Below are 25,851 nucleotides of genomic sequence, written 5' to 3' on the forward strand. Positions count from 1 at the left end.
TCACTATACTTAATCTATATTGTAAAATTACTTTATAAAAAAATAACTGCTAAAATCTATTTGAAATTTTAGCAGTCATTTTTATTTTATTTGTTTCTTAATATAAAGTTTACTTCAAAATTAACAGGTTCATTAAATGGACATTCAAATTTTATAGTCCATTCTCCTTTATCTCCCTTGAAACTTTTTATAATTTCTTTGTTTGTCTTAGTATCTATTACTTTTTCGTTTCCATTTGGGTCTAGTATTATTATTTTTATATCTTTTCTTTTATTAAAATCAGTTTTTATTCTTATTTCTAAATCTTTATAATTATTTTTAACTTCATATACTATTTCTTTTTTACTATTTATTACGCCACCTCTAGTATCATTTACAGTTCTATTTTTATATGAAATAACTAATACTACTCCTATAATTATAAGTATAGATATTGTTATCCATAATTTAATTTTTCCTCTCATCTATAATTCTCCCATCCTTCATTACTATTTCCCTATTACACTCTTTTGCTATATTTTTATCATGAGTAACTATTATTACTGTAGCACCATCTTTATTTAAGTCTTTAAGAATTTTCATAATAGATTTTCCATTTTCACTATCTAATGCTCCAGTTGGTTCATCTGCTAATATTATTTTTGGTCTATTAGCTAAAGCTCGTGCAATTGCTACTCTTTGACATTGTCCTCCTGATAATTCTGTAGGCATCTTTTTTCTTTTATCTTTTATACTAAGTTTTTCTAATAATTCTTCTACTCTTTCTTTTCTTTTACTTTTCTCTACTTTTCCATATAAAAGTGGTAATTCAATATTTTTTTCAACTGAAATTCCATCTATAAGAGCAAAATGCTGTATTATAAAACCAAAATCCTTATTTCTTTTTTTAGCCATATCTTTATCTGAAAGTTTAGATACATCTTGTCCATTAATTATATAAGTTCCTTCTGTGCTCTTATCTATAAGTCCTAATATATTTAATAATGTTGATTTACCAGACCCTGAAGCTCCTGTTATAGAAACTAACTCTCCTTCTTTTATTTCTAATGATATATTTTTTAACGCTGTAATTTATTTAATTAATTTATAAAAAAGTTAGCTAAATTAAATTTAGCTAACTTTTAATACTATCTTCTTTTTATAGTTTGTAAAACATAATTTTTGAATTCATCAAAAGTAAAATCTTCTATAGAAGCACCTTTATTTATTTTTCCTGTTTGGAAATTATATTCTGCAGAACCATAATTAAATGAAGCACTTAAAACTAATAAAGATAATTCATTTAATCTATAATTTACCTTACTTATAATCACTTCTTTTAAGAATAAAATGAAGCTTTCTAAATTACCTATTTTATTATCTTTTAATAATACAAGTGTTGATTTAAAGAAATTAAATCCTCCTAAAAGTGGAATCATCTCTCCATTATGCATATAAAATACCTTATCTGTCTTTAAGAAATATTTTAACCCTTTAAATTCCATACTTTTAAATTCATTATTTACTTCTAAGCCATCTTCTTTAAATCTATTTACTTCACTTAAAAGATTATTCCATTTTCCTTCTTCACTATTATCTATTTCTTTTATTTTTTCTTCATATGCTTTTACTGCTTCTTCGAAATTTTTAAATTCTTTAATCATTTCTCCAGTAACTTCTAATTTAAATGTTTTATTTTCATATATTAAAGCAATTTTACTATTCATAATTATCTCCGTCCTTTAATTAATAATAATTATTATATAATAAAAAAACTTTTAAATCAATATATCAAAAATATTCTTTATTAATCTGTTATATATTTATCTAAAAATGCTCTTACGCTTTGCCAATATAACTCTGAATCTGTTGTTCCTGCTTCAGCATGTCCTGCACCTTTTATTGTTACCATAGCTTTTTCACAAGGAGCTGCATCATATAATTCTTGCATCATTTCATAAGGAACAAATTTATCTTCATCTCCATGTATAAATAACATTGGTGTTTTTGATTTTTTTATTTGTTCTATAGCAGATGCCTCTTTTATACGATACCCTGCACGAAGCTTACTTATTCTATCTGCTCCATACATTATTGGGAAACTTGGCATCTTATATAATGATTTTAATTGATATTTAAACTCTTCCCAAGCTGAAGTATACCCACAGTCTTCAACTATTGCTTTAACATTTTCTTTTAGCTCTTCACCTGATGCCATCATAACAGTTCCAGCACCCATAGAAACTCCATGTAATACTATTTGAGAATCTTTATCTATTTGAGTTACATAGTCTATCCATGCTAATATATCTAATCTATCTGGCCATCCCATTCCAATATAGCTTCCTTCACTTTTACCATGAGATCTTAAATCTATCATTAAAACATTATATCCCATCTCATAATAATATCTTGCTATTCTTGACATATAAATAGCACTACTCATATATCCATGAACCACAATAGCCCATTTATGACTTTCTTCTTCTCTCATTATTTTATAACTATGAAGCTTTAAATTATCATCTGATAGTATATAAACACTCTTTTTATCTTCCTTAGATTTAAACCATTCTAAATCTTCTTTTAATAAAAGTCCACTTGTTTCATCTATACTTAATCCTTCTTCTTGTGGACCAAATACTTTATCTTTATTTGTTTTTGTACTAAGAGCTAATTTAAAAAAATAATTACTTCCTGCAACTATAGCTGCTCCTCCTAAAATTGCTCCTGCTCCAACTAATTTTGCTATATTCTTTTTTTTCATATTTAACACTCCTTTCTTCTCTTCATTAACCAGAAATTTAATTTCCATAAAGTCTTTTATACATATCCTCATTTTTAATTACTTTATTTACATATTCTCTTGTTTCAGAAAAAGGAATATAATTTAAATGTATTCCATCTTTTGAATATTCGCTATTATTTAGCCAACTTTGTACATTTCCTGCACCTGCATTATATGCTGCAATTACTAACTTAGGATCATTATTAAACTCATTTACTAATTTTGATAAATAATATGTACCAAACTCTATATTAATTTGAGGGTCATATAGCATATCTGGCTGAAAATTTTGAATTCCTAATTTTTCTGCTATATCTTGTCCTGTTTGATTAGTTATTTGCATTAATCCTTTAGCTCCTACATTTGATAAAGCATTTGGATTTAAATTACTTTCAGTTTTTATTATTCCTCTTACAAACATTGGATCTAAATTATATTTTTCACTATATTCAACCACATATGAATTATATTTTTCTGGATAAGTCATATAAAGATATTTTATATATAATTTTTCTCCAACTTTTTTTAATAATATTACTGCTATAATTATTAATACTACAATCACTATAAGCCTTTTTAATTTTTTCATCTATTTTCTAACTCCATATAGTCTTTTATAAATCTTTTATGACTAACGACCATATACTCAGGTAATTCATTCAGACTAAAAAACTTTAGTTCACTTCCTTCAATGTTATCAACTTGTAAAGTTCCCTTATACTTTTTAGTATAATAAACAGCATTAACAAGATAAAATTTATGATTATTTGGTAAATGCATATATAATTCTTTACCAGAATAAACATTCATAAGTTTTAACTCCTTAACTTCTAATCCCGTTTCCTCAAAAACCTCTCTTGCTCCAGTCTCTTCCATAGATTCTCCCATTTCCATAAGTCCTCCTGGAAGCCCCCAATTCTTTTTAGGATAAGTTCTTCTTTGAAGTAATATTTTATTTTCTTCATTAAAAATAAGAACTGATACTCCATTTAATATAATAGGATTATCTTTTACATATCCTCTTATATACTCTACATAATTCATATCTCACCCCCATATTTTTATCTATATTATAATTATATTGAACTTTTCTATTTAATGCTATCATATTTTAGTAAATTTTTATTATATAAAAAAATAAAGCTATAAAATATCAATTTTATAGCTTTACTTATATTTAAATAATACCTATTAGTGTTCGTATTTATCTACATTTCTTATTAAACTTTGAATTATTTCTGTTGCATCCATAAATTTAGCAATGGATTTTCCTTCGTTTAATCTTTTTATTATTCTAGCTAAGAATTCTGACATGTCTACTGCTCTAAACCATTCAGCTTCTCTTAAATTTTGAGGAACATAAGTTAAGTTTGTACAATAAACTCTCTTAATTGTTCCTTCTTTATAATATTTATTAAACTTATCTAAACCTTCATTAAATAATCCAAAAGTTGTTGCAACATATACATTTCTTACTTTTCTTGCTTTTAGCTCTTTAGCTATATCAAGAACTGATTCTCCAGATGCTATCATATCATCAACTATTAAAACATCTTTTCCTTCTACATCTCTACCCATGTATTCATGTTCTACAATAGGATTTTTTCCATTTACAACTACAGTATGGTCTCTTCTCTTATAGAAAAGCCCTACGTCTACTCCTAATACACTTGAATAGTAAATAGCTCTATCCATGGCTCCAGTATCTGGACTTATAACAAGTAATTTTTCTTTATCAAGTTCTAAATCTTTTTCTATAGTTAAAAGATTTTTTACTATGTCATATGTTGGATATATATTTTCAAATGAAAGTAGTGGAACTGCATTTTGAACATTAGGATCATGTACGTCAAATGTTAAAATTTCATCTACTCCTAAACTTTCTAATTCTTGTAGTGCTAAAGCACAGTCAAGTGATTCTCTTCCTTTACGTCTATGTTGTCTTGATTCATATAAAAGAGGCATAATCACAGTTATTCTAGCTGCTTTACCTTTTATAGCTGAAATTGTTCTTTTTATATCTTGAAAATGTTCATCTGGTCCTTTATGATTTTCAAAACCAAACATTTTATATGTGCAACTATAATTTCCAATATCACATAATATATATATATCTTTTCCTCTTACAGTTTCAGAAATTTTTACTTTTCCTTCTCCATTAGAAAATCTAATTTGATTAGTTTCTACTAGAAATGATTCCTTTCTATTCTTTTTTTCTTGAATAAATTTATCAACAGCATTACCAAGTTCAGTACAACTATCTAATGCTATTAATCCAAGATCATGAGTTAGTTCCATAATTAATCTTCTCCTTTTAGGCATTACAAATTTATTGCTTTTCTGCTTCTAGTATATATTAAAAAAAGAGAGTTAGAAATAGTTTTCCGACAAAATTTTTTCTTTTAATATATACTATTATTTTTTACAACACTATTTATATCAAATATAGTATACACTATTTTCTTTTTATATTAAATATTTAATTAACATAAATTTTTTAGTTTACATATAGATTCTTTTTTATTATATTATAATAAGCATAAATTAATACTAATAAAAAAAAGGAGATAAACAAATGAAAAAATTTATTGAAGAATTTAAAGCTTTTGCTTTAAAAGGAAACATTATAGATTTAGCCGTAGCAGTTGTTGTTGGTGGCGCTTTTAATACTATTGTTAAATCTCTTGTTAATGATATTATAATGCCTATAATAGGAGTACTTACTGGTGGAATAAACTTCTCACAATTTCATATAGTACTTGTACATGCAGTTGGGAAAAAACCAGCAGTTACTCTTAATATTGGAATGTTTATACAAAATGTAATAAACTTCTTAATAATAGCTTTATCTATATTCGTAGTTATAAAATTATTCTCTAAACTTCAAAGAAAAAAAGAAAAAGAAGAAGAGGAAGTTGAAGAAAAAATAGAAGAAAATACTGAACTTCTTAGAGAAATTAGAGATTTATTGAAAGATAAATAATAAAAAAACCTTACTTTAAGTGTAAGGTTTTTTTATTAATTATTTATATTAATGTAACTTTGCAATTGACTTAGCTATAGTATCTGTTAATTCTAAGCAGTGAGCTAATGTAATTCCTTTTTCTAATCTTGGATTAAATTCAACTAAATCCATACTTTTAACTAGTCCACTTCCTATGATTTCTTTTATTACATATTGAGCTTCTTCCATGTTAAATCCACCTGGAACTCTTGTACCAGTTCCTTCTATAAATTCTGGATCAATTCCATCTATATCATAACTTAAATGAATATTTTTTATTCCTTTTGCTTTTATTTTTTCTAAAACTTCTTTAACTGTCTTTTGCACACCAATTTCTCTAACTTTTTTCATATCATATACATCTATATTGTTGTCAGCTATTATTTTTACTTCACCTTCATCAATATCTCTTGCAGCTATTATGTGTACATTTTCTGGTCTAACTTTAATTCCATCAAAGTAAACATGACTTAATTTATCATCAATTCCAATTCCACCAGCTATAGGCATTCCATGTACATTACCACTTGGTGATGTTTGTATAGTATTTATATCTGCATGAGCATCAAACCATATTAATGCAAAATCATCTAAATCTCCACAAGCTTTGCTTGCTCCAGCAACACTTCCTAATCCTAAAGAATGGTCTCCTCCTATAGTTAATGGAAAACTTCCTTCTGAAATTGAAGAGTCAACTTTTTTAGCTAATTTTTCTGATGCATCTAAAACATATGATAAGAATTTAGCATGTTCATCATCTTTATATTTTTCATTTTGACTAGCATAGACCATATCAATGTCTCCTAAATCAACAACTTCATTACCTGGTTTATGTAATAGACCTATTGTACCACTTTCTCTCATAACAGTTGGTCCTTGATCTACTCCTGGATTATCACATCCATAAAATATTGGCATTCCGATTACGTTAATTTTCATAATATCCATCTCCTAATCTATTTTTTTAGATAGCATATATAAAAATTCATCTATAAAATAGGTAAATTTTTATATATATTAGATTTTAAGTTAAACACCTAATAAAACTTCTAAAGCTAATATAGACTCTTTTTATTTCATAATCAAAATTAAAAATTTTAAAAAATCCTAATTTAACCAATATTTATTTATCATAATAAATACTTCAAAATACTTTCAATTATCAATATTCTTTTTATTTAATTATGTTCTAAGCATTTTATCATCAATATATACTTAAATTTAATATTTTATAAATTAAAATAAGTGAATTTAAAAAATATTTTATACAGTAATTATAAATTTTTATTCAATTTCATTTTTTATATTAAGTTTTTTCTCAGTATTTTTGTATATTTAATTGAAATTATGTATCAATATTAATCTAAGACTTATTTATCTAATTTTTTTAAATTTAATATTAGTGTATTTTTGTTAACTTTATAAACTTTTTAGAAACATTATTTTCTGTTTTTTTATTTATCTGTTATCCATTTTTTTCTTTTAATAGATTTATTTTTCATTTAAATTGACTTATTAACAATAAAATATTATTATCTCTATATATTTAAACAAAGGATGGATAATTATGGACGAACAATATTATGAAAACTTATTGAATATAAAAACTAGCGGAAAGCAAGACTTAAATGAAACCTCTATCCATTACAATAGATATGAGCCTACAGATTACTCTTCTCTAGAGAGATTTTTCTCTGAATATTCATTAAAAGAAACTGATTCTATTATAGATTTTGGTTCAGGGAAAGGTAGATTGAATTTTTTTATAAATAATAAGTTTAATGCTAAAGTAACTGGTATTGAAATGAATACATTTTTTTATAATGAAGCTTTAAAAAATAAGTCTACATACATAGAATGTTCAAAAAAAGATGAAAATAAAATTTCTTTTATAAATTGTTTAGCAGAAGAATATTCTATTAAAGATGAGGATAATATTTTTTATTTTTTCAATCCTTTTTCTCTTCAAATATTTATGAAAGTTCTTGAAAATATTCTTACATCATTTTGTAAATGTTCAAGACAAATAGATATTATACTTTTTTATCCTTCTACAGATTATATATTTTTCTTAGAAAACTCTACATTATTTAATCTTGTTTTAGAGTTAAAATTAGATAATTTTAAAAATGATCCTAATGAAAGATTTCTTGTTTATAGATTATCTCCATTTAAATAAAAAGAAAAAGCAATTAGAGAGTATTCTCCAATTGCTTTTTTATTATCTTAAAAACTCTTGTGTAGCGTAATATTTATTTCCTATCTTATAAACTCCAACACCTATTGAAGTAAAGTTAGTTGATAAAATATTAGCTCTATGTCCAGGTGAATTCATCCAGTTAGTCATAAATGTATTTGCTAAAACATTTTCTGAATAACCATCTAAATATGCTATGTTTTCTCCCCATGCACTATATGAAACTCCTGCTGCTTTTATGTAATCTGATTCTAATTTACCTTTTAAATCTTCATGAGAGAAATAATTATTTACTCCCATGTCTTTTGATTTATCTCTAGCAAATTTTTGCATTGTATAATTATATTTTAATGGGCTAACCCCAGCTTTTTTTCTCTCTTCATTTACTTTTTGGAATATTAATTGTTCTACATTCTCTAAAGAACTACTATTAGAAACTTCCTGTTTAGGAGCAGTTTTAGGCTCTTCTTTAGTATTTGTAGTATTTTTTACTTGCTCTCTTTTAGGAGCGCTTGTCCCACATGTTACATTTGCATTTGCATTATTTGATTTTACTTCACTTTTCTTATTATCTACATTATTTGCAGATTTAACTTCATTTTCTTTTTTTACTGCATTTGAATTTTGTCCTTTATTATCTTTTTGAACCTCATTTCCATTTTGAACTACATTTGCAGTTTTAACTCCATCTCCATTTTGAATATTACTTGGATTTTGAACTTCATTTGTATTTTGAACTTCATTTTCTTTTGGAGCTTCTACTCCTTTTTCTTCTTTACCTTGTTCTGTACTATTTTCTTTTACATCATTACTAGCCACTTCTTCTTTAACTGCTTGTGGCTTGTACATAGTAACTCCTTTAAAAACACCATATATAGCCATAATGGCCAGTGCCGTTATTGTAATTCCTATGATTTTTTTCTTAAACATTTCTTTTCCCCCTTAAATTTAATACTTTTCCAGTATACAGTCATATTTGTTAAATACAAAATTTTTTTCATAGTTTTTTCCATAATTATTACTGGGAGAAATTGAATTTATTTGGGTTGATTGGATATATTATCTCATAAGGCAAAAAATAGTGGACTAGACACTAAAACTAATCCACTAAATTTTTATAATAATTCTTTTACTTTTTCTATTATATTTGAAACTGTAAGTCCATGTTTTTCTAGTAATTCATCTGGATTACCTGATTCTCCAAAAACATCTTTAACTCCAATTTTTTTAACTTTCGTAGGATGATTATCACAAACAACACTTGAAACTCTATCTCCTAATCCTCCAATTATTGAATGCTCCTCAACTGTTACTATTCCTTTTGTTTCTTTTGCTGCTTTTATTATTATTTCTTCATCTATTGGTTTTATAGTTGATATATTTATAACTCTAGTATTTATATTCTCTTCTTTTAATTCTCTTGCTGCCACTAAAGCTTTATGAACCATAATACCTGTAGCTATTATAGTTACATCATTTCCTTTAACTAGCTCAGAACCTTTTCCTATTTTAAAATTATAATCCTCAGTATAAATATCATCTAAAGGAATTCTTCCTAATCTTATATATACAGGTGATTTTATTTTTGCTGCTTCTCTTACGCATTTACAAGCTTCTATATCATCTGCAGGAGATAAAACTATCATATTAGGTAATGATGACATTATTGCTATATCTTCAATAGCTTGATGTGATCCTCCATCTGGTCCAACTGTTATTCCTGCATGAGTTGCTGCTATTTTAACATTCATATTAGGATAACAAACAGAATTTCTTATAATTTCAAAAGCTCTTCCTGCTGCAAAAACTGCAAAAGTTGTTGCAAATGGAATTTTTCCACCTGCTGCAAGTCCCGCTGCCATTCCAATCATATTTTGTTCTGCTATTCCTACATTTATAAATCTTTCAGGAAATTTTTTACCAAATATTTCTGTTTTTGTAGCTTTTGAAAGGTCAGCTTCTAATACTACTATATCTTTATTTTCATATCCTAATTCTTTTAACGTATTTCCATATGATTCTCTAGTTGCTTTTCTCATTTTAACCCCTCCATATTATTTACTTAACTCTGCTATTGCCATATCTTTTTCTTTTTCTGAAGGTGCAACCCCATGCCAAGCTACATTATCTTCCATAAATGAAACACCTTTTCCTTTAATTGTTTCTGCTATTATTACAGTAGGCTTATTTTCATGTAATTTATTAAAAGCATCATTTATTGAATCAAAATTATGCCCGTCACATTTTACAACATTCCACCCAAAACTATTCCATTTTTCTTCTAAAGGATCTATTTCCATTATTTCTTTTGTTCTTCCATCAAGCTGAATTCTATTTCTATCTATTATAGCTACAAGATTATTTAATTTAAATTTTGCTCCTGCCATAGCTGTTTCCCAAACTATTCCTTCTTGAATTTCTCCATCTCCTAAAATAACATATACATTTCCAGATAAACTATCCATCTTTTTACTTAAAGCTAATCCACATCCATTTGAAAATCCTTGTCCTAATGAGCCTGTTGATACTTCTACTCCAGGACATTTTTCAGCACAAGGATGGCCTTGAAGAAAGGACCCTGTCTTTCTTAAACTCATTAAATCTTCTTTAGGAAAGAAATCTTTTTTAGCTAAAGCTACATATTGAGCTGGTGCTGCATGCCCTTTACTTAAAATAAATATATCTCTATTTTTATCTTTTATATTTTCTACACTTATATTCATTTTTTCAAAGTAAAGATACGTTACTATATCTATAACTGATAAAGAACCTCCTGGATGTCCTGAACCTGCATTATATATACAATTTATTATGTCTTTTCTTAAATCTCTTGATATAATTTCTAATTCTTTTTTATTCATAAACTCTTTCCTCCATTTATAAAGAAATTGAGGAATATTTCATCCTCAATTTTTTAATTAAGCTATTTCTACTTCTTCTTTTCTATTTTCTACTGCAACTTCTTTTTTCTTAGTTACGTAAGTTAAAGCTACCATTACTCCAACTATTCCTATAAGAACTGCTGTTAATCCATATCCACCTATAAAACTTTGAATTTTTCCTAGAACTATACCTACTACTCCAAAGTCTGCATCTGAAAAAGTTGAATTTGCAAAACCTAAATTTCCCAATACAGGTAATAAGGCTACTGGTAAGAAAGAAATTATAATTCCATTTACAAATGAACCTATTATTGCTCCTCTTCTTCCTCCTGTTGCATTTCCAAACACAGCTGCTGTTGCTCCAGTAAAGAAATGTGGTACAACTCCTGGAATTATTACCACTAATCCCATAGCTCCTAAAGCTATCATTGAAGCTACTCCACCTAAGAATGAACTAATAAATCCTATTAAAACTGCATTTTGGGCATATGGGAATACTACTGGACAATCTAAAGCTGGTTTTGAATTTGGAACAAGCTTACTTGATATTCCTTTAAATGCTGGAACTATTTCATTTAATACGAGTCTTACCCCATTTTGTATTAAAATAAATCCAGCTGCGAAAGTTAAAGCTTGTATCATAGCATAAACTATAAAATTCTTTCCATCTGATAATTCTGATTCAACAAATGATGGACCTGCTGCTACTGCAACTCCAATATATAAAATTAACATTGTAATTGAAATTGATACTACTGAATCTCTTAAGAAACTTAATGATTTTGGGACTTTCATTTCTTCAGTTGATTTTGAACCTTTTCCTACTGCTTTACCAATTATTGCTGCTACTGCATAACCAGCACCTGAAAAATGTCCAAGCCCTACTGAATCATTTCCAGTAATTTTTTTCATAAAAGGTTGTAATATTGCTGGTGATAAAATCATTATTAGTCCTAATGCAAGTGAACCTGTAAAGATTAAATGTAAACCAGTCATTCCTGATGCTCCTAATATAACTGCTATCATACATGCCATAAATAATGTGTGATGTCCTGTTAAAAAAATAAATTTATACTTAGTAATTCTCGCAATTAAAATATTAGCTAACATACCAAATGTCATAATTAATGCTGTATTAGTTCCAAACTTATCCATAGCCATTGCAACTACAGCTTCATTATTTGGAATAACTCCAGATATATTAAATCCTTTTTCAAACATAACTCCAAAAGGCTCAAGTGAACCTACTATTACTCCAGCAGCTGCTGAAATAACAACAAAGCCAACCATTGCTTTTAATGTCCCTTTTATTACTACATCTGCACTTTTCTTTTGTAGTAATAACCCCACTAATACCATAATTCCAATTAATACTGATGGTTCTGATAGGAAATCTACAAAAACTTTTAAAATTCCTCCCATTTTTAAGTCCCCCTTACTTTATAATATTTTGTTTTGCTATGTAGAGAGTGTTCTCTACATAGCTTTTATAATTAAAGTCCTAATTTTTCTGATATTTTTCTTTTTAATTCATCTCTATCTAACAATGAATCTAAAACTATTAATTCTGGTAAATGACTAGCACTATCTGCTAAATCTAATCCTGTTACAAAAATATCCGCATCTGAAGCTGTTACATCAGCTAAAGAAGTATGACTTGCTTCATATTGATCTTCTACTCCTAATTCTCTTAAAACATCTGTAATATTCATTTCCACCATAAAGCTTGACCCAAGTCCTGATCCACATACTGCCATTATTCTTTTCATTTTAAAATACCTCCATAATTTCCTTTTCATTATTTGAATTTATAATTTTGTTTAATTTATCTTTATTCATACACACTTCAGCTATTTGTCTAAGAAGTCCTAAATGTGATTCATTATCTTTAGCTGAAAGAGTGAAAAATACACTAATTTTTTTACCTAAAAAATCTACTGGATTGTTTAACTTAACAACTGATACTCCAGTTTCTATAGAACCATCCTCTGGTCTAGCATGCGGCATTGCCACGCCATCTGCAATGCAGAAATATGGTCCAAATTCATCTATTTTACTCATTATCGCATTATAATATTTTTCTTCTATAATGCCTTTTTCTTTTAGCATATTACATGAAATTTTTATTCCCTCACCATAGTCCTCTACTTTATCAATTATTTTTACTAACATACCCACTTCCCCTTATTAAGTTATTTTTCTTAGTTCTTCATAAGATTTCAGATTTTTGAATTTTTCTATATTATCATTTTTTGTAATGATATTAATTAAATTTACTAAATTCATATTTTCATTTTTATTTGCAATTAACACTATAGCTTTTACTTGAACTTTATTTTTAAATCCAAATTCTATTTTTTCTTTTAATGTTAAAATTGACATCGAATTTTCATTTACATTTTCAGGTGGTGCATGTACAAAAGCTATTTCTGGTATAAACACCATGTAATTTCCTAATTCTTCAATAACATTTATAATGTCTATTACATATTCTTCTTTTATCATATTAGTTTTTATTAAAGGATTAGCTGCTTCTTTTATTGCATCTTCCCAAGATTCTATATCTTTATCAAAGATTGCGTATTCTTCCTTTATAAGCTTTGTTATTCCTTCACTTTCAGTTTTTTTTACTTTATCTAATAGATACTTACAATTTTTTTCGTATCTTTTATTATAAATTTCAACTTTTATTTTTTCTGCATCACTATATTCAAGTAAAGGATTAACTTTTATAGTTTTATAGTTTTTAATTGCTAATGGAACTGTAGTTACAATAAAATCTACTTCTTCATTTTTTAATTTTTTTTCTACATCACTTACTCTACATATTCCTAAGATATTTGCTTCTGGAATCATAGCATTTAATCTTGTTTTTAAAAGACTTGATGTTGCTAGTCCTCCATTACAAACTACTAAAATATTATACGTAAAATTGCTTTTTACATTTCTTTCAAATATGGCATCAAAATACATTGCCATATATGCAATTTCAGATTCAGGAAACTTTACTCCCAATAACTTTTCTTTTGAATCTAAAATTTGTTTTGTTATTTCAAATATAAAAGACATTTTATATTTTATTTCTTCAAGCATTTGATTTTCAGTAGTTAAATTATTTTTTATTCGATGTATAGCTGATTTTAAATGAATTCCTATTTGACTTTTAAATTCTAAGTCTTTACTAAAATCTATATTTAGGACATTACACATTTCTTTTAATATTTCTTCAGTAACTTTATCTTCTTTTCCACCCTTAGTCTTTCTAAGTCCATCAGATATAGTTACTAAATAACCTATTTCAGAAATATCTAAATTTAAAAATTCTTTTAGTACATCAAATTCTCTTCTATTTTCATTAGAATTTTTTATAATTTTAAATCCATTTTTAACTCTACAGCTTGAAAGTAAAATTGCTATTTCAAATTCTTCAATAGATTCTTCACTATATTTAGTTCCTAAAAGTTTTTCTAATTCAACTATTTTATATTGAATATTTAAATTACTTAAGTTGCTTTCTATTTTTAATCTTTCTTTTATTTCAATTTTAAGATTTTCTTCTAAGCCTAAATAGATTTTAATAAAAGTATTTCTTATATTTTCTTCTTCTGATTCTAAAGATATTCCATAATATACTTTTTTAGATAAGTCTACTTTATAATTTTTCAACTTTTTCTCTACATCTTTTAAATCATTTACTAAAGTATTTTTACTTACTCCAATTTCATTTGAAAGTTTTTCAATAGTTAATTTTCCTTTCAATATTAAAATCAATATAATCATGTCCACTCTGTTATTATAGGAATAAATATCAACTTCACTTTTTTTAATTAGCTCTTCTAAAAATAATCCTTTCTTTAAAATTAGCTTTATTCCTAATCTAGGTTTCTTTTCAATATTTCCATTTGAATCTCTTAAAAATTTCTTTAAAACATCTAAATCATTTCTAATAGTTCTAGGACTACATTTGAATTGCTCTGAAATTTTATTTATTGTTATATATTCATCTTTACTGCCTAAAAATTTTAAAATATCACTCTGTCTTTTGCTAAGTGTAATCAAGTTAATTCCTCCTTGCTACCTTATGATTTAATTGTATTCGATTTCATAAAAATGAACTATACCAATTTATTTCATATAATGTGGCAACATTCATATTAAATACATTTATTTCATTTTTTATTAATATTTTCAGTCCCATTTTACCATATTTTCTCGTTTTTTTTAATATTACTAGAAAAATAAAACTAAATCCTTCTATAGGATAACTTTATTTCTAATCATAATTAAAGAGACTCAGAATATCCTAAGTCTCTTTAATAAACATATTAAAATTTTAAATTTATCCAATATCTTTGAGTAATTTTATCTCCATTTTTAATTTCATTTTCTAAAATTCCATTATTATTTAATATAGTTTTTGCTGAAGGAATATTTTCTTTATTGCAAGTTAATAAAACTTTTTCTATGTTTAATTCTTTACATTTTTCTAAAGACAATTTTAACATTTCAGTTGCATAACCTTTTCTTCTTTCAGTTTTTCTTACGCTGTATCCAATATGTCCACCAAAATTTAAAAGATAATCATTTAATCTATGACGTATATCTATCATTCCAACTAATCTTTTATCATCTTCCCTAATTACTAAATATGTTGTAGCTGGAACTAATCCTTTATCTACTGTTTCTTCTTTTAAATTACGTTTTAATTTTTCTAACCATTCATCTATATTTTCATAGCTTATTAAGTTAGAAGTTCCATCCATACTATCATTATTTAAAATAAACTCTTCTTTATAACTTATAATTTGATTTTTATATTCTTCACTTGGAAAAACTAATTTTAACTTATTCATTACTTTTCCCCTCATTTCTTATCTAATAGAATCTAAATATTAAATTAAATTCTCATAATTTATTTATGCTAATATTCCCATTCTTCTATAATTTTTTCTACATATTTCATATCTATATTTTCTTCTAAAGTTTCTTTTAATTTTTTATATTCTTTTTCCTTTAAAGATTTATAACTTTCTTTTATTTCTATATCTTTTATAAAATGTTTTATAAACTCTTCATTATCTAAAATTCCATGAAGATAAGTTCCATAAACATTACCACACTTCATGCCTACAACTCTTTCTCCATCTTTTAGCCACATTTTATCTTCATCTAAAGAAAAACTTCTACCATTATGAATTTCATACCCTTCTATTTCTATTCCTAAATTATCTTTAACTTTAGTTCTCTTAGTTATTTTTTCTTTTTCAAATATTGTTTTTATAGGAAGTAAATTTAATCCTTCTTCTTCTTTTATATTTCCTTCAATTTCATAAGGATCTTCTAAAAGTTTCCCAAGCATTTGAAATCCACCACAAATTCCCAAAATTAATTTTCCTTCATTTTGCGCTTTATATATTTCTTTAGAAAAACCGTTAGCTTTTATATAACGTAAATCTTCAATAGTATTTTTACTTCCTGGTATAACTATTATATCTATAGACTGTAATTCTTCTTTATTTTCTATATATTTTACCCCAATTTCATCAAAGGTACTTATATAATTTAAATCTGTGAAATTGGACATATGAGGAAACTTTATTACTCCTATATTTATTTTTCTTTTAGCTTTATTTTTAAAAATATCTGTTTGTCCGTCTTCTTCTTCAATATTTAACTTTTTATAAGGCATTACTCCTAAAACTTTAACTCCTGTAAGATTCTCTATAATTTCTACACCTTCTTTAAAGAATTCAGGATTACCTCTAAATTTATTTATTATTATTCCTTTTATAAGCCTTTTTTCTTCTTTAGGTAAAATTGAAAGTGTTCCAACTACAGATGCAAAAACTCCACCTTTTTCTATATCAGCCACAAGAATAACTGGAGTATTTGTTTTAAGTGCAGTATTCATATTTGCTATATCTGTTTTTCTTAAATTTAATTCTGCACAGCCACCTGAACCTTCAAGAACTAACATTTCATGTTCTTTTTCAGCTAATAAAAATGCTTCATAAGCTTTTTCTTTTAAAATAGAATTTAATTCTTTATATTTATAAGCATTTATTGTACAAAGAACTTTTCCTCTAGCTATAACTTGAGTTTTTCCTCCTCCAGGCTTCATAAGAATTGGATTCATATATTCTTTAGGTTCTATATTACAAGCTTCTGCTTGTACAGCCTGAGACCTTCCAATTTCATCTCCATCTTCAGTTATATAAGAATTAAGAGAAATATTTAAAGCTTTATATGGACTTACATCTAATCCTTTATCTTTAAAATATTTACAAAAGGCAGTAGCAATAGTACTCTTACCTACTGATGAAGATGTTCCTAGAATCATTATTCTCTTTTTCATTTATCTCTCCTTTTACCGAAAATTTGTTCTAAAGCCTGAATTAAAATTTTATTTTCTTCTCTTCTCCTAACTGCTATTCTATAATATCCTTTTTCAAGATTAATATAATTTTCGCAACTTCTTATTAAGATATTTTTATTTAATAAAGCAGTCTTTAAATCTATATCATTTTTCACTTTAAAAAATATGTAGTTTACGCTTCCACTATAAATCTCTAATTCTTCAAATTCTTCTAAAGATTTTAGTAAAAAATTTTTTTCTTCTCTTAAATATTCTCTACTTGCTCTCATGTAGGCTTCTTCTTTCAATGCTTGTACTCCACCATAAAGAGCAATTGTATTTACATTCCAAGCTATAGATATTTTATTTATTTTTTCTATATAATCTTTATTTTTAGTTAACCCATAACCTAATCTTATTCCTGGAAAAGCAAAAAATTTAGTTAAAGATTTAACCACAATTAAATTATTATATTTCTCTATATCTTTAACTAAGGAATATTCATTTTTATTTTCTAAAAAATCTAAAAATGATTCATCAACAACTATAGTTACATTATTTTTAACTCCTCTTTCTAATATATCTAACAATAACCTTTTGCTAGTTAATTTTCCAGTTGGATTATTTGGATTACATATAAATGTTATATCTGTATCTTCAGTTAATTTTTCTAAAAAATCTTCTTTAATTAAAAAGTCTTTATCCATTTTATAGTATTCAATTTTACAATCAATAGATCTTAAGCTATCCTCATATTCACTAAAAGTAGGTGCCATTAAGATAGCTTTTTTAGGTTTAAGCCCTCTACTTATATTAAAGATAACTTCAGCTGCTCCATTACCTAAAATTATATTTTCATAGTCAACTTCTTCAAATATCTTTATTTCTTCTTTTAAATTGTGATAAGTAATATCAGGATAGCTTTCTATTTTATCCAAAGCTTTTATCATTTCATTTTTAACTTTTTTATTTATCCCTAAAGGATTTATATTAGCTGAAAAATCATATATTTTTTCATTAATTCCAAACTTTCTTTTTATCTCTTCAACGTTTCCCCCATGTCCTAAGCTCATATTATCACTCCTCTTATAGCTACAGAAAGTATTAATCCTAAAATACTAACTAATAGCAAAATATTATTTGTCTTGTGTAAATCACTTATTTCTATTGTTTTTTTCTTGTCCCCTATTGTTGGTTTTTTAACTATTTTTCCAAAATAATAATTTTCACCTCCAAGTCTTATATTTAATGCACCAGCTACAGCTGCTTCAGGATGAGCACTATTAGGGCTTGTATGATTATATTTATCTCTTTTATATATTTTAAAAGAATTTTTAAAATCTAATCTTAAAATAAATGAACTTATAATTATAAAATATCCTGTAAGTCTTGCTGGTATATAATTAAATATATCATCTAACTTAGCAGGAAAGAAACCAAAATCTTTATATTTTTCATTTTTATACCCAAACATAGAATCACAAGTATTGACTGCTTTGTAAATCATTCCAAAAGGTGCTCCTCCAATTCCTATAAAAAATAAAGGTGCTATTATTCCATCTGACATATTCTCAGCCACAGTTTCTATAACTGCTCTAACTATAGCTTCTTCATCTAAATTTTCTGTATCTCTTCCAACTATATATGAAAGTCTCTTTCTAGCTTCTATTATATCTCCACTTTTTAAGACTTTTATTACTTTTAATCCTTCTGTTTTTAAACCTTTTGATGCTATACAAAAATAAATTATAATTCCACTAACTATTATCCCAATAATAGGATTAAGCTTATTTAAAAAATAAATTAATATAAATGGAACAAAAAAACTTATCAAAACTACAAAAATCCAAGTTAATAAACCTGCTAACCTTAAACTATTTTTAAATATCTTTCTAAAAATTTTTTCAAAACCTTGCCCAAGATTCCCTATAAATCTAACTGGATGATATGGATTTTGCGGATCTCCAATTATCCAATCTAAAATAAATCCAATGACTATTGAAATCATTCTTTAAAACTCCTCTAATATTTCTATATATATTTTTTTATCTATTACTACTTCTACTTTATATCCTCCACCGCACTCTGGTTGAAGGTTATAAAAATAATCATCTCTATCTGAAAAAAGTTCTAAAAGAGTTCCTATTGTTCCTCCATGACATACTATAACTCCCTCTTTTTCTCCTTTTTTATTTATCTCAATAATTAAATCATTTAACTGCCTTTCTATTCTCTTATAAAAAATCTCTTTACTTTCTCCATTAGGACATTTTATTTTCCCAGTTTTATCTTCAATCCAAGCTATATAATCTTTGTTCTCTTTTAAATCATAATAGCTTTTACCTTCAAAATCTCCAAAATCAAATTCTTTAAATCCTTCTAAAATAGAAAATTTATCTTGTCCATAAATAAGCTCAAATGTCTCATTAGCTCTTTTCATTCCTGAAGTAAAATTTAATTTTGCTTTTTTATATCTTATGTTTTTTATTTTTTCTTTTAGCTCTTCTATTCCTAAAGAACTTAAACTAATATCACTGCTTCCACAGTAAAGTCTTTTTTCATTAAACTCTGTTTTCCCATGTCTTATAAAATATAAAATTGCTCTATTCATGTTTTAACCTTTTTGGAATTCCAAAAAATATTTTATAAACTTCGTCACTGTTTGAAACTAAATATCTTAATACTTTTCCAACTTCCTCTCTCCAAAATCTCTCTTCTTTTTTTATAGGAACTATTCCATTTGATATTTCATCACAGATTATTATTTTATCTCTTAAATTTTCTATATTATTTTTTATATATTCTAAAGATTCATTACCATTTAAAACATTAAACAAAATAAATTTATCTAATCCGCTTATAACTTTTTTATTAAAATCTATATTATCTTTGTTGCAATAAAATATATCTTTATCTGTTAAGTTATATTTTTCTTTTACATATTCAAGCTTACCATTATAAGCTCCACCAAAGTAAAGTATCAAAGAATCACCCTTTCTTTTATGCAATTGCTAAAACTACAAGTCCTATAAATTCGGATAAAACTATGATATATCCAGCTACATCTCCATTTATTCCCCCAAGTTCTTTTTTAGATTTATAAAGAAGATATTTTGCACATAATCCCATAATTAAAGGAACAAAAACAAATTTTATATTTATAAAAAAACTTATAATAATTAAAACTAAAAAAATAAAAATTAAGAAATATTCAAAACCTTTAGAAGCTCCTTTTTTATAAAGCCTTGCAAAATAACTATCTTTTATTGGCTCTTCTGAAAGAAGAAAATATCCTACTAAAGCTCTTGATATAATTGGAACTAATATAAAAAATAGAATTTTTTTGCTACTATCTAAGCTTTCATTTATAGCTCCTAATTGAATTATCAATAATAATACTAATGATATTACAGAAAATGCTCCAATTGTAGAATCTTTAAGTATTCTAAGCTTTTCTTCTCTTTCTCTTCTTGATAAAAGAGCATCACATACATCCATAAATCCATCTAAATGCAGAAATCCTGTTAATAAAAATGGAATTGCAAGTACTATACCAGTTAATAATAATCCCTTAAAATGAAATCTTATAAGTAAAATCGTAATAGCATACCATAAAACTCCTATTAAAAGTCCTATAAAAGGAAAAACTGGCATCATAAATTTTCCTGAATCCTCATCCCAAACTTTTTTAAATGGAGGTATCACTGTAAACATACTTATTCCCATATTAAATCCATTAAATAAGCCTTTCATTTTTTAATATCTCCTCTCCTTTATATATGGACATTAAACTATAAGAAGCTTCTATTGCCACATCTGATAATTTAGCTATATTACAATTTATAATTCCTAAGCTTTTTCTATAACTCTCTGTTATACTGTCATATACTATAGAATCATTAAAAATATAGTCTGAAACAATTACTAGATTTTTAGCTTTTTCACTTAAAATTTCAATTCCTTTAATTATTTTTTCTTCAATATTAAAAATAATTTTTTCTTTAAACATTTCATTTGCAAGAAGAGATGTTATAGAATCTAACAACACTGTATCTTTTTCCTTTATAATTTCTTCTGCTTTTTCTATATTTTCTAAAATTTCATAAGTTAAAAAATTTGTTCCTTCTCTATCTTTTTTATGATTTTCTATTCTTTTTAAATCTTCTTCTCCTGTAGGTTTCATTGTTGCTAGATAAATCAACTCTCCTTCTTTATGAAGATTTTTACTAAAACTTTCTCCTAAAGCAGATTTTCCACTTTTGGAACCACCACATATAAAAATAATCATTTATACTTCTACCTTATAATTTTTTTCTAATCTTACTTCATCTAAATAACTATTATCTATTTCTGCATCCTCAAAAGTTCCCATATTATTAATCATTGCCATTGAAAAATCTATTATTGAAAATGCAATAGGACATCCACTACCTTCTCCAAGTCTCATATTTAAATTTAATATAGGTTCTAATCCTAAACTTTCCATAGCCAAATTATATCCAATTTCATAGGATTTATGAGATGGGATAAGATACTCTTTAACAAGAGGATTAATTTTGCAAGCTAATAATGCACTTACTACTGATATAAATCCATCTACAACAACTGGAATTTTATAATATGCACATCCTAAGAAAACTCCTACCATTCCTCCTATATCAAAACCTCCAACTGATTTTAATATTTCTATTGGATTATTTGAATTAACTCTTTCTACAGCTTTTTTTATTACTTGTTTTTTCTTTATAAAAGCTTTATCAGTAAGTCCAGCCCCTTTTCCAACAACTAAATCTATGTCTTTATCTATTAAAAGAGATAAAACTGCTGATGAAGTAGTAGTATTTCCTATTCCCATTTCTCCTACTCCAACTATTTCAAATCCATCTTCTTTTACTTTTTTAGCCATTTCTATTCCAATTTCTATAGATTTAATAGCTTCTTCATAAGTCATAGAATCCTCTTTATAAAGATTATTTGTTCCTTTTCTTATTTTTTTATCTATTACACCTTCTATTTTTTCATCACTATTAATCCCTATATCAACTACTATAAGCTCTGTATTATTTTCTTTTGCTAAAGCAGCAACTCCTGTTCCACCTTTTATAAAATGTTTTGTTTGTGCTAATGTTACATATTGTGGTGCTGAAGCTATCCCTTCTTCAACTACTCCATTATCAGAGCACATAATTATTACACATCTTTTTTTAAAAGAATTTTTTATTTTTTTTGTTATACCTGAAAGTTGTATTCCTAAAGTTTCTAAAGTTCCTAAACTTCCAAGTGGCTTTGCAAGAGAATCTATATATTCTTTAGCTTTTTTCATAGAATAATCATCTAAAGGCTCTATACCTTGTACAATTTTTTCTAACATCTTTTCTCCCCTTTAAAATTAAAGAATTAATAGTAGACTTTCTATCTACTATTAATTCCAAATTATAAATATTAAACTTCTTTTAAATATAAAATTAAATCTTTTAAATTATTAAATACAGTTCCATAATCTACTTTAGGCTTATTTATAAGAATAATCTTCGCATTATTTTCTATAGCAGAATTTACTTTTTCTTCTACTCCACCTTCTTTTCCGCTATCTTTTGTTATTATTGCTTTTATATTATATTCTTTTATAATTCCATCATTTATAGCTTTTCCAAAAGGCCCCTTAATTGCAATTATATTATCTAAAGTAATTCCACCTTCAGTTAATTTTTTTATTACTGTATAACTTGGAAGTACTCTATGTATAACTCTATTTTCTAAACCTAAACTATTTATTAATAAAGCATTATTACTTCCTGTTGTATTTAAAATATTCCCTTTTATATCTTTTAAAGCTTCTTTTAATTCTTCATAAGAATCTAATCTTATAATTTGCTTATAATCTACCTTATCAAAATAACTTTCTCTTTCGTATCTTATATACTTTATATTTTCTTCTTTACAAGCTTTAATAACTGTTTTAGAAGCTTCACCAGCATAAGGATGAGATGCATCTACAAATACTTTTATATTCCATTCTTTTATGAAATTTTTAAATCCTTCTAAATCTAATGGCTTTGTATTCATATGCTTTACTTTATATTCTTTTAAAAGCTCTCCTCCATAAGTTGTAGCTGTAGACACAACTATATCTTCAGTAAACTTATTCACTTCTCTTAAAATTTCTCTTCCCTCGCCAGTTCCTAAAACAAATCCTAGCATAATTTATATCCTCTTGGTGTTATAAATTTTCCGTCTTTTACATAACTTTGAGAATTTCCTACTATAACTATTGAAAACATATCAACTATTTCTTCATTAAAATTTCCTAAATTAAATATTGTAGTTTCTTGTCCATCTCTAAGTGCATGTCTAACTACTGCAACTGGAGTATTGTCATCTCTAAATTCTCTTATAATTTCAATACATTCTCTTAAATAATGTGGTCTACCTTTACTTCTTGGATTATAAAGAGAAATTATAAAATCTCCGTCAGCTGCATTTCTTACTCTCTTCTTTATTTTTTCATAAGGTGTCATTAAATCACTTAAGCTTATATTACAATTATCATGCATAAGTGGTGCTCCTAGTACTGCTCCTGCTGCACTTGAAGCTGTAAGTCCTGGAATTATTTCTACATCTTCATCTTTTCTTAATTCTAAAATAAGTCCTGCCATTCCATAAATTCCTGAATCACCTGTACTTACTAAAGCTACAATTTTATCTTTTGAAAGTTTTAATGCTTCCTTACATCTTTCTTCTTCACCTCTCATTCCAGTCATAAAAATTTCTTTTCCTTCTGTAAGAGGTTTTATCATATCTATGTACTTTGTATATCCTACTATTATTTCACTTTCATTTATAGCTTCTTGTGCTTTTATTGTCATATGCTCAAGTCCACCTGGACCAATTCCTATTACATATAATTTTCCCATTTTCTTTTCTCCTTAATTTAAAATTCCAACTGTTAGCGTCATTCCATTAAGCTTTTCTTTTTCTCTAATTATTTTTCCACCTAAAAGCTCAACAACTGGTTCACTAACACATCTAACTCCAGTAGTTCTTTCTACAAAATCACTACCTTCATATTTATGATGAACTTTTGCTATTTCATCTTTCGTAAAAAATTTAAGTTCTGCATTTAATATTTCTCCTAAATTTAAAATTGCCTTTTCATCTTTTTTTAAATCTATAGAACCAATAACTTTTACACTATCTATACTTAACCCTAATTTTTCTAAAGTATTAAATACAAATTCTTTTAACTTTTCTTTTTCTGTATTCCTTCTACAACCAATTCCAAGAATTATATCTTTTCTTATTAACTTTAAAACATAATCCTCTTCTCTAGATTTATTTGTTATCCAAAGAGTCCATGGTTTTAATTCTTCTGTTTCTTTATATCCTTTTGGAAGTTTTATTTCTTTTTTATCATCTTTAAAGAAAACTTCTCCATCATTTACAAGAAGACTTGCAATCTCTTTTGCTTTTTTTAAAGATTCAATTTTTAAATTATTTTCCATTGCTAAAACATCTGGTGCATCTTTATCCATATTATCTGTTGCTGTAGTTATAACTGGTGTATTTCCTAACTTTTTTGCAATTTTATTTGTAATATAATTTCCCCCACCAAGATGTCCTGAAAGAAGGCTAATTGTAAATTTACTACATACATCTACAACTATAACAGCAGGATCTACATCTTTCTTTTTTATAAATCCATTTATAGCTCTAACTGCTATTCCTGTTGAAGATACAAAAACTATTGTAGAAAAATTATTAAATGCTTTTTCTGTAACTTCTTTTAATTTGAAATTTTCCATTTCTGATTTAAGAAAAAGAGTTCCATTAAACTCTTTTCCTATTTTTCTAGCTATAGAATCTCCTTTTTTAGTTACACTAATTACACAAAGCATTACTCTTGTCCTTTTCTAAACATATGAGAAAAGCTTTTATCATAAAGAAGACTTTTTTCATATTCACAATTTATAAAATCACCAACAAGAATTTGAGCACATTTTTTTATTCCACACTCTTTTACTTTTTCACTTATATCATCAAGAGTTCCTATTAGAATTCTTTGATCTTCCCATGTAGCCCTTTCAACTACTGCTATAGGAACATTTCTTCCATAACCTTTTTTAAGTTTTTCTACCACTTTATCAATCATACTAATAGATAAAAATATAGCCATTGAAGCTCCTACAGATGCTAATTTTTCTAAATCTTCTGTTTCTGGTACTGGAGTTCTTCCTTCAACTCTTGTTAAAATAACAGTTTGAGTTACTGAAGGCAATGTAAATTCTTTTTTTATAGCTCCTGCTGCTGCAACAAAAGAGCTTACTCCTGGCACAACTTCATATGAAACTCCTATTTTATCTAATTCATCCATTTGCTCTTTAATAGCACCATATATAGATGGATCACCTGTGTGAAGTCTAACTATTTCTTTATCTTTATTTTTTTCTATTACTCCTATGACTTCATCTAAAGTCATACTTGCTGAATTATATATTTCTACATCTTCTTTGCAAAAACTCATATGTTCTTTTGCTACAAGAGAACCTGCATATATAACTATATCTGCTCTTTTTAATATTTCTCTTCCTTTAACTGTAATTAAATCTACATCTCCAGGCCCTGCTCCTATAAAATAAACCATAAAAT

At 26.2% G+C, this 25,851-nt stretch carries 30 protein-coding genes; 2 read left to right on the forward strand and 28 right to left on the reverse strand.

The window, feature by feature from the left end:
- Positions 1-86: 86 nt before the first annotated feature.
- From CLTHE_RS06585 to CLTHE_RS06615, 7 genes are all read right to left on the reverse strand, one after another.
- Positions 87-464: a hypothetical protein gene (locus tag CLTHE_RS06585; protein ID WP_080022543.1), complete on the reverse strand. Its 378-nt coding sequence runs from the start codon at positions 462-464 to the stop codon at positions 87-89.
- Positions 448-1,071, reverse strand: a complete 624-nt coding sequence (locus CLTHE_RS06590) for an ABC transporter ATP-binding protein (protein ID WP_080022544.1) — start codon at positions 1,069-1,071, stop codon at positions 448-450. The genes CLTHE_RS06585 and CLTHE_RS06590 overlap by 17 nt, the downstream gene beginning before the upstream one ends.
- Before the next feature lie 56 nt (positions 1,072-1,127).
- On the reverse strand, positions 1,128-1,706 hold the full coding sequence (locus tag CLTHE_RS06595; protein ID WP_080022545.1) for a hypothetical protein: 579 nt from the start codon (positions 1,704-1,706) through the stop codon (positions 1,128-1,130).
- 80 nt (positions 1,707-1,786) lie between these two features.
- Positions 1,787-2,746 carry an alpha/beta hydrolase gene (locus CLTHE_RS06600; RefSeq protein ID WP_080022546.1) on the reverse strand — a complete coding sequence of 320 codons (960 nt, stop codon included), beginning with the start codon at positions 2,744-2,746 and terminating at the stop codon, positions 1,787-1,789.
- Between the two features lie 37 nt (positions 2,747-2,783).
- Positions 2,784-3,356: a lytic transglycosylase domain-containing protein gene (locus CLTHE_RS06605; RefSeq protein ID WP_080022547.1), complete on the reverse strand. Its 573-nt coding sequence runs from the start codon at positions 3,354-3,356 to the stop codon at positions 2,784-2,786.
- Positions 3,353-3,811 (reverse strand): NUDIX hydrolase, encoded by a 459-nt coding sequence (locus CLTHE_RS06610; protein ID WP_080022548.1) that lies wholly within the window; start codon positions 3,809-3,811, stop codon positions 3,353-3,355. Before CLTHE_RS06610 ends, CLTHE_RS06605 begins: the two co-directional genes overlap by 4 nt.
- Before the next feature lie 147 nt (positions 3,812-3,958).
- The gene (locus CLTHE_RS06615; protein ID WP_423237260.1) at positions 3,959-5,065 is read right to left on the reverse strand and encodes a ribose-phosphate pyrophosphokinase; all 1,107 of its coding nucleotides are present in this window, start codon (positions 5,063-5,065) and stop codon (positions 3,959-3,961) included.
- Between the two features lie 277 nt (positions 5,066-5,342).
- Between CLTHE_RS06615 and mscL the strand changes: the two genes are divergently transcribed.
- Complete coding sequence (mscL, locus tag CLTHE_RS06620) at positions 5,343-5,750, forward strand: large-conductance mechanosensitive channel protein MscL (protein ID WP_080022549.1); 408 nt, start codon at positions 5,343-5,345, stop codon at positions 5,748-5,750.
- A gap of 48 nt (positions 5,751-5,798) precedes the next feature.
- Here the strand turns inward: mscL and rocF are convergent, their stop codons facing one another.
- A complete protein-coding gene (rocF, locus tag CLTHE_RS06625) occupies positions 5,799-6,710 on the reverse strand; it encodes an arginase (RefSeq protein ID WP_158082676.1) in 912 nt (303 codons plus the stop codon).
- A 628-nt stretch (positions 6,711-7,338) separates the two neighbouring features.
- Between rocF and CLTHE_RS06630 the strand changes: the two genes are divergently transcribed.
- Positions 7,339-7,950, forward strand: a complete 612-nt coding sequence (locus CLTHE_RS06630; RefSeq protein ID WP_080022551.1) for a class I SAM-dependent methyltransferase — start codon at positions 7,339-7,341, stop codon at positions 7,948-7,950.
- A 42-nt stretch (positions 7,951-7,992) separates the two neighbouring features.
- Here the strand turns inward: CLTHE_RS06630 and CLTHE_RS06635 are convergent, their stop codons facing one another.
- From CLTHE_RS06635 to cobM, 20 genes are all read right to left on the reverse strand, one after another.
- A complete protein-coding gene (locus tag CLTHE_RS06635; RefSeq protein ID WP_080022552.1) occupies positions 7,993-8,898 on the reverse strand; it encodes a CAP domain-containing protein in 906 nt (301 codons plus the stop codon).
- Positions 8,899-9,083: 185 nt separating this feature from the next.
- Positions 9,084-10,007 (reverse strand): transketolase family protein, encoded by a 924-nt coding sequence (locus tag CLTHE_RS06640; RefSeq protein WP_080022553.1) that lies wholly within the window; start codon positions 10,005-10,007, stop codon positions 9,084-9,086.
- A 15-nt stretch (positions 10,008-10,022) separates the two neighbouring features.
- Positions 10,023-10,829 (reverse strand): transketolase, encoded by an 807-nt coding sequence (locus tag CLTHE_RS06645; RefSeq protein WP_080022554.1) that lies wholly within the window; start codon positions 10,827-10,829, stop codon positions 10,023-10,025.
- Between the two features lie 57 nt (positions 10,830-10,886).
- Positions 10,887-12,272 (reverse strand): PTS ascorbate transporter subunit IIC, encoded by a 1,386-nt coding sequence (locus CLTHE_RS06650; RefSeq protein ID WP_080022555.1) that lies wholly within the window; start codon positions 12,270-12,272, stop codon positions 10,887-10,889.
- Positions 12,273-12,343: 71 nt separating this feature from the next.
- Entirely contained in the window at positions 12,344-12,619 is a 276-nt protein-coding gene (locus CLTHE_RS06655; RefSeq protein ID WP_080022556.1) for a PTS sugar transporter subunit IIB, read from the reverse strand.
- A gap of 1 nt (position 12,620) precedes the next feature.
- Positions 12,621-13,022, reverse strand: a complete 402-nt coding sequence (locus tag CLTHE_RS06660; protein ID WP_080022557.1) for a PTS sugar transporter subunit IIA — start codon at positions 13,020-13,022, stop codon at positions 12,621-12,623.
- A 15-nt stretch (positions 13,023-13,037) separates the two neighbouring features.
- A complete protein-coding gene (locus CLTHE_RS06665; protein ID WP_080022558.1) occupies positions 13,038-14,909 on the reverse strand; it encodes a BglG family transcription antiterminator in 1,872 nt (623 codons plus the stop codon).
- A gap of 266 nt (positions 14,910-15,175) precedes the next feature.
- Positions 15,176-15,703 (reverse strand): GNAT family N-acetyltransferase, encoded by a 528-nt coding sequence (locus CLTHE_RS06670; protein ID WP_080022559.1) that lies wholly within the window; start codon positions 15,701-15,703, stop codon positions 15,176-15,178.
- 68 nt (positions 15,704-15,771) lie between these two features.
- On the reverse strand, positions 15,772-17,205 hold the full coding sequence (locus tag CLTHE_RS06675) for a cobyric acid synthase (RefSeq protein WP_080022560.1): 1,434 nt from the start codon (positions 17,203-17,205) through the stop codon (positions 15,772-15,774).
- Complete coding sequence (cobD, locus tag CLTHE_RS06680) at positions 17,202-18,278, reverse strand: threonine-phosphate decarboxylase CobD (RefSeq protein WP_080022561.1); 1,077 nt, start codon at positions 18,276-18,278, stop codon at positions 17,202-17,204. Before cobD ends, CLTHE_RS06675 begins: the two co-directional genes overlap by 4 nt.
- On the reverse strand, positions 18,275-19,213 hold the full coding sequence (locus CLTHE_RS06685; RefSeq protein WP_080022562.1) for a cobalamin biosynthesis protein: 939 nt from the start codon (positions 19,211-19,213) through the stop codon (positions 18,275-18,277). The genes cobD and CLTHE_RS06685 overlap by 4 nt, the downstream gene beginning before the upstream one ends.
- 3 nt (positions 19,214-19,216) lie before the next feature.
- Positions 19,217-19,816 carry a histidine phosphatase family protein gene (locus CLTHE_RS06690; RefSeq protein WP_080022563.1) on the reverse strand — a complete coding sequence of 200 codons (600 nt, stop codon included), beginning with the start codon at positions 19,814-19,816 and terminating at the stop codon, positions 19,217-19,219.
- A complete protein-coding gene (locus CLTHE_RS06695) occupies positions 19,809-20,189 on the reverse strand; it encodes a bifunctional adenosylcobinamide kinase/adenosylcobinamide-phosphate guanylyltransferase (RefSeq protein ID WP_080022564.1) in 381 nt (126 codons plus the stop codon). Before CLTHE_RS06695 ends, CLTHE_RS06690 begins: the two co-directional genes overlap by 8 nt.
- Before the next feature lie 16 nt (positions 20,190-20,205).
- The gene (locus tag CLTHE_RS06700; protein WP_080022565.1) at positions 20,206-20,958 is read right to left on the reverse strand and encodes an adenosylcobinamide-GDP ribazoletransferase; all 753 of its coding nucleotides are present in this window, start codon (positions 20,956-20,958) and stop codon (positions 20,206-20,208) included.
- Complete coding sequence (locus CLTHE_RS06705) at positions 20,942-21,493, reverse strand: bifunctional adenosylcobinamide kinase/adenosylcobinamide-phosphate guanylyltransferase (RefSeq protein WP_080022566.1); 552 nt, start codon at positions 21,491-21,493, stop codon at positions 20,942-20,944. Before CLTHE_RS06705 ends, CLTHE_RS06700 begins: the two co-directional genes overlap by 17 nt.
- Complete coding sequence (gene cobT, locus CLTHE_RS06710) at positions 21,494-22,576, reverse strand: nicotinate-nucleotide--dimethylbenzimidazole phosphoribosyltransferase (RefSeq protein ID WP_080022567.1); 1,083 nt, start codon at positions 22,574-22,576, stop codon at positions 21,494-21,496. It abuts the gene before it with no gap.
- A gap of 71 nt (positions 22,577-22,647) precedes the next feature.
- Entirely contained in the window at positions 22,648-23,406 is a 759-nt protein-coding gene (locus CLTHE_RS06715; protein ID WP_080022568.1) for a cobalt-precorrin-6A reductase, read from the reverse strand.
- Positions 23,400-24,119 carry a precorrin-3B C(17)-methyltransferase gene (gene cobJ / locus CLTHE_RS06720; RefSeq protein WP_002597261.1) on the reverse strand — a complete coding sequence of 240 codons (720 nt, stop codon included), beginning with the start codon at positions 24,117-24,119 and terminating at the stop codon, positions 23,400-23,402. Before cobJ ends, CLTHE_RS06715 begins: the two co-directional genes overlap by 7 nt.
- 12 nt (positions 24,120-24,131) lie before the next feature.
- Positions 24,132-25,100: a cobalt-precorrin 5A hydrolase gene (gene cbiG / locus CLTHE_RS06725; protein WP_080022569.1), complete on the reverse strand. Its 969-nt coding sequence runs from the start codon at positions 25,098-25,100 to the stop codon at positions 24,132-24,134.
- Positions 25,100-25,846 (reverse strand): precorrin-4 C(11)-methyltransferase, encoded by a 747-nt coding sequence (cobM, locus tag CLTHE_RS06730; RefSeq protein WP_080022570.1) that lies wholly within the window; start codon positions 25,844-25,846, stop codon positions 25,100-25,102. Before cobM ends, cbiG begins: the two co-directional genes overlap by 1 nt.
- Between the last annotated feature and the right edge of the window lie 5 nt (positions 25,847-25,851).

This window comes from Clostridium thermobutyricum DSM 4928 (assembly GCF_002050515.1).
Lineage (GTDB): Bacteria > Bacillota > Clostridia > Clostridiales > Clostridiaceae > Clostridium > Clostridium thermobutyricum.